This window comes from Bradyrhizobium sp. BRP19, from assembly GCF_020194195.1.
Classification (GTDB): Bacteria; Pseudomonadota; Alphaproteobacteria; order Rhizobiales; family Xanthobacteraceae; genus Bradyrhizobium; species Bradyrhizobium yuanmingense.
In genome coordinates, this window is the sequence record NZ_JADYVZ010000001.1 from 219,194 (window position 1) to 231,896 (window position 12,703).

The window sequence follows — 12,703 nt, forward strand, 5'->3', positions numbered from 1 at the left end:
TTCTCAACCCTTGGCGACTTCCTTCGCGAACGTGTCGCGCAGACCGATCGTGCGCGAGAACACCGGCTTGCCGGGCGTCGAGTCCTTGTCACGCACGAAATAGCCCTGGCGCTCGAACTGCATCGGCTCGGTCGAATTGCTCTCCGCAACGGACGCCTCGACCCGCGCATCGGCGAGGATCTCCAGCGAGTTCGGGTTGAGATCGGTCGCGAAGTTCGAGGCATCCGGGCTCGGATTGGCGAACAGCTGGTTGTAGATGCGGATCTCCGCCGGCTTGGAGGCCGCCGCCGGCAGCCAGTGCATGGTCGCCTTGACCTTGCGGCCGTCGGGCGCGTTGCCGCCCTTGGTCGCGGGATCATAGGTGCAGCGCAGCTCTACCACCTCACCCTTGTCGTTCTTGATCACGCCGGTACACTTGACGAAATAGGCATAGCGCAGCCGCACCTCGTTGCCAGGCGACAGGCGGAAGAACTTCTTCGGCGGGTTCTCCATGAAGTCGTCCTGCTCGATATAGAGCTCACGGCCGAACGTGATCTTCCGCGTGCCGGCCGAGGGATCGTCGGGATGATTGATCGCCTCGAGCTCCTCGGTCTGCCCTTCCGGATAATTCTCGATCACCACCTTGAGCGGCTTCAAGACCGCCATGCGCCGCTGCGCCGTGCGGTTCAGCTCCTCGCGGATGCAGAACTCCAGCATGCCGACATCGACCACGCTGTTGGCTTTGGCGACGCCGATGCGCTTGACGAACTCGCGAAGTGCAGCCGGCGGCACGCCGCGGCGACGCATGCCCGCCATGGTCGGCATGCGCGGATCGTCCCAGCCCGCGACATGGCCGTCGCGGACCAGCTGGGTCAGCACGCGCTTGGACAGCAGCGTATAGGTGAGATTCAGCCGCGCGAATTCGTACTGGTGCGGCTGTGAGGGCACCGGCAGCTTCTCGATGAACCAGTCGTAGAGCGGCCGGTGGTCCTCGAACTCCAGCGTGCAGATCGAATGCGTGATGCCTTCGATGGCGTCCGACTGGCCGTGGGCATAGTCGTAGCTCGGATAGATGCACCAAGCGTTGCCGGTGCGCGGATGGTGGGCATGCAGGATGCGGTACAGCACGGGGTCGCGCAGGTTGATGTTGCCCGCGGCCATGTCGATCTTGGCCCGCAGCACGCGCGCGCCGTTGGGGAATTCGCCCGCCTTCATGCGGCGGAACAGGTCGAGGTTCTCCTCCACGGAGCGTTCGCGGAACGGCGAATTCTTGCCGGGCTCGGTCAACGTGCCGCGCGAGAGGCGGATCTCCTCCTGGGTCTGGTCGTCGACATAAGCGAGGCCGTCGCGGATCAGCTGCTCCGCCCATTCGTACAGGCGGTCGAAATAGTCCGAGGCGAAGAACAGGTTCTTGCCCCAGTCAAAGCCGAGCCAGCGCACGTCGGCCTGGATTGAATCGATATATTCCTGCTCTTCCTTGACCGGGTTGGTGTCGTCGAAGCGCAGGTGGCAGCGGCCCGGAAACTCCTGGGCGACGCCGAAGTTGAGTGCGATCGACTTGGCGTGGCCGATATGCAAGTAGCCGTTCGGCTCCGGCGGGAACCGGGTCACGATCTCCTTGTATTTGCCCTGATCGAGGTCGGCCTGGATGATGTCACGAATGAAATCGCGCCCAACCTCAGCTGCCACCGGTTCTGTCATTACGAAAATCCTGTAGGGAAATCAGCGGTCCTTCTGCCAAATTCGCGTGGCCGCGCCAAGAGCTTACAAGAGCTTAAGCAAGGCCTGCCGGGTCCGCCGTCGCCCTTTAGTTATGTCCCGTTCCTGCTATACACCACCGCCTCCAATGCATAGGCCCTGCCAAGAATGTCCGATTCCGTCGTCACGCGCTTCGCTCCCTCGCCGACCGGCTTCCTCCATATCGGGGGCGCCCGCACGGCGCTGTTCAACTGGCTCTATGCCAAGAAGCACGGCGGCAAGATGCTGCTGCGGATTGAGGACACCGACCGGGAACGCTCCACGGAAGCGGCGATCGGCGCCATCCTCGACGGGTTGAAGTGGCTCGAGCTCGGCTGGGACGGCGAGGTCATCTACCAGTTCGCCCGCGCCGCCCGGCACCGCGAGGTCGCCGAGCAGCTGCTCGCCGATGGCAAGGCCTACCGTTGCTACGCCACCGCCGAAGAGCTCGCCGCCATGCGCGAGAAGGCGCGCAGCGAGGGGCGCACCCGCCTCTATGACGGCATGTGGCGCGACCGCGACGCGGCCACGGCTCCGAGCCACGTCAAGCCCACCATCCGCCTGCGCGCGCCGCAGACCGGCGAGACCGTGATCGAGGACCAGGTCCAGGGCCGCGTGGTCTGGCAGAACGAGAACCTCGACGATCTCGTCCTGCTGCGCGGCGACGGCAACCCGACCTACATGCTCGCCGTGGTGGTCGACGACCACGACATGGGCGTCACCCATGTGATCCGAGGCGACGACCACCTGATCAACGCCGCCCGCCAGAAGCAGATCTACGATGCGATGGGCTGGGAGCTGCCCAGCATGTCCCATATCCCGCTGATCCACGGCCCGGACGGCTCGAAACTCTCCAAGCGGCACGGCGCGCTCGGCGTCGATGCCTACCGCGCGATGGGGTACCTGCCGGCTGCGCTGCGCAACTACCTGGTCCGGCTCGGCTGGAGCCACGGCGACCAGGAGATCTTCTCGACCGAGGAGATGATCGACGCGTTCGATCTCGGCAGCGTCGGCCGCGCCGCCGCCCGCTTCGATTTCGCCAAGCTGGAAAACCTCAACGGCCACTACATCCGCCACGCCGACGATCAATCGCTCGTGAAGATGTTCGAGGACGTGCTCGACCACGTCGTGCCGAGCCGCGACGAGATCAAGGCCAAGTTAAACGACACCACGCGCGCGCAGCTGCTCAAGGCCATGCCGGCGCTCAAGGAGCGCGCCAAGACATTGATCGAGCTGATCGACGGCGCCCATTTCATCTTCGCCGACCGGCCGCTGGCGCCGGATCCCAAGGCGCAGGCGCTGTTGACGCCCGAGAACCGCAAGCTGATCGGCCAGCTACATTCCGCGCTGGAGAAAGTCGAGACGTGGAGCGGCGCCACCACCGAGGCCGCGCTGCGCGCCTTTGCCGAGGAAAATAGTCTCAAGCTCGGCGCGGTCGCCCAGCCGCTTCGGGCGGCGCTCACCGGACGGACGACGTCCCCTGGTATATTTGAGGTTTTGGAGGTGCTTGGACGCCAGGAAAGCCTCGGCCGACTTAGGGATCAGTCTACGACGTAAGTCGACCATGCGTGCGGCGATCTTGCAGCGCACATAGCAATAATATACCCATCTCCTCCACATTCTGGAACATCCGGCCTGCCCCCATGGTCGCCCTGGGGGTCTCCGGCTCCGGCCCGTCTCACCACACATCGGGGACCTCTGATGGACGCAAAAGAAAGCCCAAAGACCGCGACGCTGACGGTCGGAAACAAGAATTTCGATCTTCCGATCCTCAGCGGCAGCGTCGGGCCTGACGTCATCGATATCGGCAAGCTCTACGGCCAGTCCGGCCTGTTCACCTACGATCCGGGCTTTACCTCGACCGCGAGCTGCCAGTCCAAGATCACCTATATCGACGGCGACGCGGGCGTGCTGGAATACCGCGGCTACCCGATCGAGCAGCTCGCCGAGCATGGCGACTTCCTGGAGACCTGCTACCTCCTGCTCTACGGCAACCTGCCGACCGCCGCGCAGAAGAAGGATTTCGACTACCGCGTGACCCATCACACGATGGTGCACGAGCAGATGGCCCGCTTCTTCCAGGGCTTCCGCCGCGATGCCCATCCGATGGCGATCATGGTTGCCGCCGTCGGCGCCCTCGCCGCGTTCTATCACGATAGCACCGACATCAACGATCCGAAGCAGCGCATGATCGCCTCCATGCGCATGATCGCGAAGATCCCGACGCTGGCTGCGATGGCCTACAAATACACCGTCGGCCAGCCCTTCGTTTATCCGAAGAACTCGCTCGGCTTTGCCGAGAACTTCCTGAACATGTGCTTCGCGGTGCCTTGCGAAGACTACAAGGTCAGCCCGGTGCTCGCCGACGCGCTGGAGAAGATCTTCATCCTGCACGCCGACCACGAGCAGAACGCCTCGACCTCGACGGTGCGCATCGCCGGCTCCTCGGGCGCCAACCCGTTCGCCTGCATCGCGGCCGGCATCGCCTGCCTCTGGGGCCCGGCCCATGGCGGCGCCAACGAAGCCGCGCTGAACATGCTCTATCAGATCGGCACGGTCGACAAGATCCCCGAGTTCATCGCCAAGGTGAAGGACAAGAATTCCGAAGTCCGCCTGATGGGCTTCGGCCACCGGGTCTACAAGAACTACGATCCGCGCGCCAAGATCATGCAGAAGATGTGTCATGCCGTGCTCAAGGAGACCGGCCATGGCGACGATCCGATGCTGAAGGTGGCGATGGAGCTCGAGAAGATCGCGCTCAGCGACCAGTACTTCATCGACCGCAAGCTCTACCCGAACGTTGATTTCTATTCGGGCATCACGCTGAAGGCGATGGGCTTCCCGGTCTCGATGTTCACCGTGCTGTTCGCGGTCGCCCGCACCGTCGGCTGGATCAGCCAGTGGAGCGAGATGATCGAGGATCCCCAACAGAAGATCGGCCGCCCGCGCCAGCTCTACACCGGCGTCGCCAAGCGCGATTACGTGCCGATCGACAAGCGCTAACGTCAGGCCATCACGCCTTTCGCAGCGGCGCCATCGCAAGATGGCGCCGTTTTGTTTTGCGCCCGCACTTTCCTCGTGCTGCCGCGCACAACAACAAGTCCATGCTCACGGCGGCAAGCGCCTTGACAGCCTAAATGCTCCGCGCGCATTCTTACTCTAAGTAAGAATGACGACAGGGATGGAAATGCCGGAGCAGCCGAGAAGTCGGCGGCAGACGCGCGCTGCCATTTTGACTCATCTGCTTCAGTCGGGCGGCTCGTTTCGTCCGCCACTGGCCAAGGCCGTGCGTCTGTCGGAAGCGAGCCTGTCGCGCATCCTGCTTGACCTGAAGGCCGAAGGCCTGATCGAGGAAGTGCGGCGCCCTGCCCCTTACGTCGGCGGCCCGACCGGTCTCGTGTCGCTGGACCACGCGGTGGCGCTGGCAGCCTTCGAGCTGACGACGCAGCGGCTCAGCGTCGGGGTCGGCGGCCTGTCGGGTGAGCTGCACTACACCGAGCGTGTGCCGCTCCCGAAGACGCCTGACGTCGAGACCGTCGGCCGGGCATTTCGCGAAGCGATGACGTTGTTGCGCGACTGGACGCGGCGCCGCCGGATCACCCTCTCGCAGATCGGCGTCTCGATTCCCGGCCTCGGCCGTCTCAGCATATCGGCCAATCCGATCATTCCCTGCGACGTCGCTCGCATCAGCGACATGTTCGGCGAGATGTTCGCCGGCGTGCCGCTCGAATTCACCAATTCGGTTGTCGCGCATGCCACCTTTCACCGCTGCCGCACGGAAAACTACCCGTTCAACGACACGCATCTGTTCGTGCTCGTCAGCCACGGCGTCGCCGGCGCCTGGATGGATGATCCGGCCGAGACCGATGCTCTGCAGCCAATCGAGCTCGGCCACATGGTGTTCGGGCCTGACGGACCGCGCTGCCGCTGCGGACATCACGGCTGCGTCGAGGCCTATACGTCGATTCCCGCGCTGGCTGCGCTTCTCGGCGTTTCCGAGACCGAGCTGCTCCAGCTCGGCAACGAATGGGTCAACACGGTCCCGATCTCATCGCGCGTGCGGCAGGATTTGCGCCGTCGGCTGTTCCGGCTCGGCCTTGCGATCGGCAATACGCTGAACGTCAAGCCGTGCGGCGGCGTTGCGATCAGCGGCTGGCCGTCGCTTCTCGCTGAAGAGGATCGGCAAGCACTGGTCGATGGCATCGACGCCTGCCTGCTGGGCGGACGCAAACTGGCGCAGGTCTCCCTCGCCTTCGTGCCGCCGTCGACCGGCAACGATCCGCAGGCTGCGCTCGCCTTCGCCGCCTTTTGTCTCGCCAGCCGTGGCGGCATGCCCGCGGCATCGACGGAGGCGGCCTGACATGCGCTGAGCCCAAACGGCCTGTAAAGCGCGAAAGATTTCACACCGGGAGGAACTGCCATGCCGATCACAACAACAAGGCGTCGTCTGCTCGCTGGATCTGCTGCCGCGCTCGCATTTCCGCACCTTGCCCGCGCGCAAGGCGCGGCCAAGCCGCGACTGACCGCGATCTCGCAATGGTCGGCGGGCAGCGACGGGGCGGCCATTACGGCGCTCGGCAAGAAATTCGAGGAGAAGGGCGGCGTTTGGCAGCACTCGCCCGTCCCCGGCTTCACCACCGAGATGATGAACAAGCTGCGCGCGCAGATCATGGCCGGCGATCCGCCGGCTTGCTCGCAGCTCAAGGGGCCCGAGATTGCGGCCTGGTCGAAGATTGCGCCCACCGTAAATCTCGATGCCCTCGTCGCGGCCGCCGGCTACGAGAAGGTCGTCGCTCCGGACCTTGCAAAGCTGCACAAGCCCGGCGGCAAATGGATTGCGCTGCCGCTACAGATCTACAGCACCAACATGCTCTTCCTGTCCAAGCGCGCGATGGACAAGGCGAAGGCGGACAAGGTCCCCGTCACCTGGGCCGACTTCAACGACCTCGCCGAAAAGATGAAGGCGGGCGGAGTCGCTTCTCCCATCGCCAATGGCGGCACCCGCCCGGACGACGGACAGAAATTCGAGGCGGCTCTCGCGGGCATCAGTCCGCTCGCCTATCGCGCGGCCATCATGAATCTCGAGAAGAAGGCCCTCGAGGGTCCGGAGATCAAGGCCGCGTTCGCCCAGGTGCGCAAGATCGCCGACTGGATGGACCCCAACGTCGGCGCCCAGCATTTCTCGACCAACCTGAAGCGCTTCATCGACGGCGACATGGGCATGATGATCATGGGCGGATGGGCGCAGGGCGTATTGCGCAATGCCGGCTTCAAGCTCGAGGACTTCATGATTGCGCCAGGCCCGAGCGACAACGGCAAGCCGGTCTTCCTGTTGAATGCCGACGCCTTCATCTTCTGGCAGCGCAAGGAGGCGGACCTGCAAGCCGGCCAGACCCTGATGGCTCAGCTCGTCATGGATCCGGCGATCCAGACCATGTACTCGCAGATCACCGGCTCCATCCCCGTGCGCACTGACGTCGATCTATCAGGCGAAGGCTGGTCGGAGGGGCAACGAACAACCTCGAAGGCCTTGAAGGAGGCCATCGCCAGCAATCAGGCCGTCCTCAGCATGGCGCACAACATGGCGCAGGAAAACGGAATGACCGCGGCGATGATCGACGTAATCACGGAGTACGTGAAGAACAAGACGATCAAGCCGGAGCAGGCAGCCACCCGCCTCGCCGAGGCCGTCGAGGGCGCGCGTTGAGCAATGCCGCCACGATGAGACCGGGCCGGCCGGCGCTTCCCGAATGGGTGCGTCGGCTGCCCGAATATCTGACGATCTGGGTGCCGCTGCTGCTGTCGGCGACGCACCTCGTCTCGTTTTCGCTCTGGACCATCTGGATCTCGTTCACGCCGTCCACCCTCGTTCCCGTTGCGGGCTGGGTCGGCTTGCGCAACTACACGGCGGTCACGGCATCGCGCAACTGGCAAATCGCCTTCGACAATTTGCTGCTGTTCGGCAGCGCTTTCGTGCTGCTGAGCGCAGCGACCGGCCTCATCCTCGCGATCCTGCTCGATCAGCGCATTCGTGGCGAAAACGTGCTGCGCTCCATCTTCCTCTATCCCCTGGCGGTGTCCTTCGTGGTCACCGGCACGGTCTGGAGCTGGCTGCTCAATCCCGGTCTCGGGATCCAGAAGCTGGTGCACGACCTCGGCTGGACCTCCTTTAAGTTCGACTGGCTGATCGACCGCGACATGGCGATCTGGACCATTGTCATCGCCGCGATCTGGCAATCCTGCGGCTTTGCCATGGCGCTGTTCCTTGCCGGCCTTCGCTCGGTCGATCCCGACATCATCAAGGCCGCGCAGATCGACGGCGCGGGACCGGTCCGAACCTACCGGCGTATCATCCTGCCGTCGCTGTGGCCGATCACGGTCACCGTCGTGGTGATCCAGTTGCAGTTCGCGATCTCGACCTTCGACCTCGTGCGCGCGCTCACCAACGGCGGACCGGGAATCGCGACCCAGCTGCCGGCACTCGTCGTCTACGACCTGATGTTCCAGCGCAGCCTGCTCGGCCGCGGCGCGGCGGCGGCCGTGCTGATGTTGCTCATTCTTCTCGCGGTGCTGCTGCCCTACGCGGCGTGGCGATACATCCAGCGACGGCGAGGCGCCCATGCCTGACCGCAGCTTCGCACCGACCCGGATCCTGATCTATCTCGCCGTCTTCTTGATCGCCGCGGCCTGGCTCGCGCCGCTCGTGGTCGTGGTGCTGAACTCGCTGCGGACCAACGAGGAGATCGCGCAGGGATCGATGATCGGCTGGCCGCAGCATCTGGCCTGGAGCAACTACGCCGCAGCCTGGAGCGGCTTCTGTGTCGCCGAGACCTGCGCCGGCATCCGGCCCTACATGCTGAACTCCGCGCTGGTCACGATTCCCGCCACGATCTTCTCCACCCTGCTCGGCGCAATCGCCGGTTACGCTGTGTCGCTCTGGCGTTTTCGCGGCGACAACTGGATCTACGGCATCGTGACGCTGGGCCTGTTCCTCCCCCAGCAGATGCGCCTGTTGCCCTGGACCATCGTGCTGCGGGACGTCGGCCTCATCAACACCCTGACCGGCCTCGTGCTGATTCACACCATTCAGGGGCTCTCATTCACCACGCTGTTCTGCCGGAATTATTATGTCGCCATTCCCCATGAACTGATCAGGGCCGCCCGCATCGACGGCGCCGGCTTCTTCCGCATCTTCTGGCGCATCATCCTGCCGCTCTCAGGTCCCATCCTGATCGTCACGGTGATCTGGCAGTTCACCCATATCTGGAACGAGTTCCTCTATGGCGTGACGTTCACCACCGGCCAGCAGCAGCCCGTCACCGCAGCGCTTATCGCGCTGTCCGCCGCCGTCGCGGATATCCCGCAGCATGGCGTGCAGAGCGCAGCGGTAATCATCGCCGCGCTGCCCACGCTGTTGATCTACCTGCTCGGCGGCAAGTACTTCGTCCGCGGCCTGACTGCCGGGGCCGTGAAATGATGGAGTTGTCATGGCAGCACTGAGCATTCGCGCCCTGTCCAAGCGTTACGCCAATCTGGAGGTGCTGAAGGACATCGCGCTCGACATCGAGAGCGGCGAGTTCACCGTGCTGGTCGGCCCGTCCGGCTGCGGCAAGTCCACCCTGCTCAACATCGTCGCCGGGCTCGACCGCCCGAGCGCGGGAACGATCGAAATCGGCGGGCGCGTCGTCAATGACGTCGCGCCGAAAGACCGCGACATCGCCATGGTGTTCCAGTCCTACGCGCTCTATCCCTCGATGACCGTGCGCCAGAACATCACCTTCGGGATGGAATGCCGTCACGTTCCCAAAGCCGAGCAGGACGCTGCGGTCGGCAACGTCGCAAAACTGCTCCAGATCGAGCCGCTGCTCGGCCGCAAGCCCTCGCAATTGTCCGGCGGCCAGCGCCAGCGAGTGGCGATGGGACGCGCGCTGGTGCGCAATCCCCTGCTCTTCCTGTTCGACGAACCGCTCTCCAATCTCGATGCCAAGCTGCGCGTCGAGATGCGGATGGAGATCAAGCGCCTGCATCAGCGCATCGGCGCCACCATCGTCTATGTCACCCACGACCAGATCGAGGCGATGACGATGGCGACGCGGATCGCCGTGATGCATCAGGGCAGCGTGCAGCAATTCGCCGATCCCGACACCGTGTACCGCTATCCCGCCAATCTGTTCGTCGCACGCTTCATGGGCTCGCCGCCGATGAACACCATGCCGGCGCGGCTCGAGGCCGAAAATGACGGTCCGGTCGTCGTGATCGGCGCGGGACGGCCCGACGAGCTTCGTCTGCGCCTTACGGGGTACGACGCCGCAGCACCCTTTGTCGGGCGCGAGGTGGTGTTCGGAATCAGGCCGGAATGCATCGCTGAGGGGAGCCGCACGTTTTCCAGCGAAGCGCCTGTCCTCATCGAGGCGCCGGTGGAGCTGGTCGAGCCCACCGGTGCCGAGACGATGGTGCTCCTGCGGCTCGGCGGCGAGCCCGCGATGGCACGAGTCTCGCCGGATATCCGCCCCGCGCCCGGCGCGTCCGCCGCCTTCGCGCTCGACACCCGCCGCATTTGCCTGTTCGACCCCGAGACGGAGCGCCTGATCGCATGACGAAGACGACCTATTCCAGCCTAGCCGGCAGCGTGGTGCTGATCACCGGAGGCGCCAGCGGCATCGGCGCCGCCTTCGTCCGGGCCTTCGCGGGCCAAGGCGCCCGGGTCGCCTTCTTCGACATCGATAAGGACGCCGGCGAAGCCCTGGTGCGGGAAATAGCGGCCTCGTCCGGGCCTGCGCCGCTGTTCGTGCCCTGCGATCTGCTCGACATCGATGCGCTGCGCAGCGCGATGGCAGAGGCCCGCCGCTCGCTTGGCGACGCCGCCGTTCTCGTCAACAACGCCGCCAACGATCAGCGCCAGGTTCTCGCCGAGGTCACGCCGTCCGAGTTCGACTGGATGATCGGCGTCAATCTCAAGCACGTCTTCTTCGCCGCGCAAGCGGTGGTTCCGCAGATGCAGGCGCGCGGCGGCGGCTCGATCATCAACATGTCCTCGATCGCCTGGATGCGCGGCGCGCCGGCGCTGCCGGTCTATGCCGCGGCGAAAGCGGCGATCGTCGGCTTCACCAACTCGCTGGCGCGGTCGGTCGGTCCCGACCGCATTCGCGTCAACGCGATCGCGCCGGGCATGGTCATCACCGAGCGCCAGCGCCGGCTATGGTATCCGGACGATCGGGTCATCGCCGAGATACGCTCGCGCCAGGCGGTGCCCGATGCGGTAACGCCCGAACACATTGCCAATATGGCACTGTTCCTCGCCTCCGACGAAAGCCAGCGCATCACCAGCCAGTGTTTCAGGGTTGATGGCGGACTCGCCTAGGCCGGTGCGCATAAGACCGTTCGAGTGCCCTTTGCTTAGCCCTACGTGACGTTCGACAATAGTGATTGGAACTAGGAAACCTTGGGAGGTTCGCGCGTTTAGGGGCCGGAGCAAGCCGTGGAGGAGAAGCATGCGAACAGCAATTCTCGCATTGATTGTAGTTGCCGGAAGCGCAATGACCTTCCAAGCAACGGCCCAACAGCAAAAGGCTGCACCCAGTGAGCAAACCAAGGAAGAGATGAAGCGCGACGTGGACCGGGAGCTCAAGGCTGGCCAGCCCAACGAGCAGATGCAGCGCGATGCGGACAAAGGGATCAAGACCCGCAACTCCGGAGAGTCCGGATACGTGGCCGATCAAGACAAGCCGGCCGCTTCGGCGCATCCTCCGGGCCGACCGGGAAGTGAGCAGACCACGGGTTCGGGTAGCCAGACCGGCACTCCGAAATAGAACACTCGGCCTGCTCTGCGTCTACGGCGAGTTGCGCGGGCGCCGGAAGTGGCCAATTCACGGGTCGCATGCGGTCCCGGGTTAGCGTGTCGTCCGCCTGGTTGCCGCCCAAATGTCCTCCCGGGGTCAGTATGTCGCGCTCAGTGTACGCGTGGAGCGAGACCCCGGGGGCAAGTGGCGGGCCGTCATAGGGCGCACAAGCGCCAGTCGAGGCAAGACGGCCCCCCGCGTTCTGTCCACCGCCGATTGACGACATCCCAACTGCCTCAAATGATCCGGCTAAGGGTCACGAGGCGACATGGAGCGGGATGTCACTCTATGAAGAGCAGTCCCCTCTTCTTATCGCCGTCAAACGTATTTACAGCGTCGAACAGCCGCTTCCGTTCGACTAGCCACGGCTGGAAATCGAAATTGACATCGAGCACGAAAACGAGGTCTTCGGCTTCGAAATAGCCTCCAATTGGGGAATGGTGTCCACTACCAGCACCAAAAATATGAGCGCGATCGAAATTCACGATGTAGCGTCGCCGCGGATCGTTGGAGCGACGGAGATGCTCCAGAAACTGGTTTTCGCTGAGATCACGCAAGACAGTAACTTTCCGGCTGGTGTTGGACTGGGCGACGTTGGCCAGTTCGTCAAGCGTGAGCCCCATAATGCATACGCCTGTCCAGCAACTCCACGTCCCGGCCAACACCTTGCCTTCCGTCCTTGCCGCCTCGCCAAGGGACCGATACGCATTTGCAACAGCGGCAGGTCCGCAGCGAGAGCCATTTGACTGCCAAACAACGTGTCCTTCAAATGTTGCTGCCACGGGCAGGTGCCACGCACGCTCAATAAGCTCCGGAGTACGTGTGACCGATGAGGCTATGGCTTCTGATGGCACGTGCGATTGATTGACCACCAGGGCCCCGGCACACACCAGACTCAGGGCAATCACCAAGCTGCTGATGCTTACGCGGTGCCATCGCTTCATGGATCGGAACCTTGGCGGCAATGACGACTTAGGCGCGCAAAATTATACTCGGAAGCCGGAGAGCGCGAAGAAGATACCTGTCCACGTTCGTTCGGGCTGAAAATGCGAACATAATTTCCGACAGGACGACCCGAGTTCTTCTTTTGGGTCGAACAGGAAAGTGACAGCCAATCGGACCCTTTCCGCGGCATCCCGAGATGTATC

The 12,703-nt window shown here is 63.9% G+C and carries 11 protein-coding genes; 9 read left to right on the plus strand and 2 right to left on the minus strand.

The genetic code is table 11. The features are described from left to right. Positions 1–3 precede the first annotated feature (3 nt). Positions 4–1,680: a glutamine--tRNA ligase/YqeY domain fusion protein gene (locus tag I6F36_RS01055; protein ID WP_036009979.1), complete on the minus strand. Its 1,677-nt coding sequence runs from the start codon at positions 1,678–1,680 to the stop codon at positions 4–6. Positions 1,681–1,845: 165 nt separating this feature from the next. Here I6F36_RS01055 and gltX point away from each other — a divergent pair, with 165 nt between their 5' ends. The 9 genes from gltX (at position 1,846) to I6F36_RS01100 (ending at position 11,525) form a co-directional block, all read left to right on the plus strand. Further along, a complete protein-coding gene (gltX, locus tag I6F36_RS01060) occupies positions 1,846–3,273 on the plus strand; it encodes a glutamate--tRNA ligase (protein WP_225125209.1) in 1,428 nt (475 codons plus the stop codon). A gap of 144 nt (positions 3,274–3,417) precedes the next feature. After that, positions 3,418–4,719 carry a citrate synthase gene (gene gltA, locus I6F36_RS01065; protein WP_036009984.1) on the plus strand — a complete coding sequence of 434 codons (1,302 nt, stop codon included), beginning with the start codon at positions 3,418–3,420 and terminating at the stop codon, positions 4,717–4,719. Between the two features lie 178 nt (positions 4,720–4,897). Next, on the plus strand, positions 4,898–6,076 hold the full coding sequence (locus I6F36_RS01070; protein WP_193374984.1) for an ROK family transcriptional regulator: 1,179 nt from the start codon (positions 4,898–4,900) through the stop codon (positions 6,074–6,076). Between the two features lie 60 nt (positions 6,077–6,136). After that, entirely contained in the window at positions 6,137–7,423 is a 1,287-nt protein-coding gene (locus I6F36_RS01075) for an ABC transporter substrate-binding protein (RefSeq protein WP_036025220.1), read from the plus strand. Continuing rightward, positions 7,420–8,343, plus strand: a complete 924-nt coding sequence (locus I6F36_RS01080) for a carbohydrate ABC transporter permease (protein WP_225112529.1) — start codon at positions 7,420–7,422, stop codon at positions 8,341–8,343. Before I6F36_RS01075 ends, I6F36_RS01080 begins: the two co-directional genes overlap by 4 nt. Next, positions 8,336–9,193: a carbohydrate ABC transporter permease gene (locus I6F36_RS01085; protein WP_036010046.1), complete on the plus strand. Its 858-nt coding sequence runs from the start codon at positions 8,336–8,338 to the stop codon at positions 9,191–9,193. Before I6F36_RS01080 ends, I6F36_RS01085 begins: the two co-directional genes overlap by 8 nt. Before the next feature lie 10 nt (positions 9,194–9,203). After that, on the plus strand, positions 9,204–10,313 hold the full coding sequence (locus I6F36_RS01090; protein WP_225170904.1) for an ABC transporter ATP-binding protein: 1,110 nt from the start codon (positions 9,204–9,206) through the stop codon (positions 10,311–10,313). Then, a complete protein-coding gene (locus I6F36_RS01095; RefSeq protein WP_225170905.1) occupies positions 10,310–11,077 on the plus strand; it encodes an SDR family NAD(P)-dependent oxidoreductase in 768 nt (255 codons plus the stop codon). The genes I6F36_RS01090 and I6F36_RS01095 overlap by 4 nt, the downstream gene beginning before the upstream one ends. Before the next feature lie 130 nt (positions 11,078–11,207). Next, a complete protein-coding gene (locus I6F36_RS01100) occupies positions 11,208–11,525 on the plus strand; it encodes a hypothetical protein (RefSeq protein ID WP_225124099.1) in 318 nt (105 codons plus the stop codon). A gap of 311 nt (positions 11,526–11,836) precedes the next feature. On the opposite strand, the gene I6F36_RS01105 is transcribed toward I6F36_RS01100, so the two are convergent. Next, positions 11,837–12,499 (minus strand): phytochelatin synthase family protein, encoded by a 663-nt coding sequence (locus tag I6F36_RS01105; RefSeq protein ID WP_225151750.1) that lies wholly within the window; start codon positions 12,497–12,499, stop codon positions 11,837–11,839. Positions 12,500–12,703 lie beyond the last annotated feature (204 nt).

Coding starts and splice junctions, on each gene's coding strand:
- I6F36_RS01090 (WP_225170904.1), top strand. CDS start 9,204: ATGGCAGCACTGAGCATTCGCGCCCTGTCCAAGCGTTACGCCAATCTG.
- I6F36_RS01070 (WP_193374984.1), top strand. CDS start 4,898: ATGGAAATGCCGGAGCAGCCGAGAAGTCGGCGGCAGACGCGCGCTGCC.
- I6F36_RS01075 (WP_036025220.1), top strand. CDS start 6,137: ATGCCGATCACAACAACAAGGCGTCGTCTGCTCGCTGGATCTGCTGCC.
- I6F36_RS01085 (WP_036010046.1), top strand. CDS start 8,336: ATGCCTGACCGCAGCTTCGCACCGACCCGGATCCTGATCTATCTCGCC.
- I6F36_RS01055 (WP_036009979.1), bottom strand. CDS start 1,680: ATGACAGAACCGGTGGCAGCTGAGGTTGGGCGCGATTTCATTCGTGAC.
- I6F36_RS01105 (WP_225151750.1), bottom strand. CDS start 12,499: ATGAAGCGATGGCACCGCGTAAGCATCAGCAGCTTGGTGATTGCCCTG.
- I6F36_RS01095 (WP_225170905.1), top strand. CDS start 10,310: ATGACGAAGACGACCTATTCCAGCCTAGCCGGCAGCGTGGTGCTGATC.
- gltX (WP_225125209.1), top strand. CDS start 1,846: ATGTCCGATTCCGTCGTCACGCGCTTCGCTCCCTCGCCGACCGGCTTC.
- I6F36_RS01100 (WP_225124099.1), top strand. CDS start 11,208: ATGCGAACAGCAATTCTCGCATTGATTGTAGTTGCCGGAAGCGCAATG.
- gltA (WP_036009984.1), top strand. CDS start 3,418: ATGGACGCAAAAGAAAGCCCAAAGACCGCGACGCTGACGGTCGGAAAC.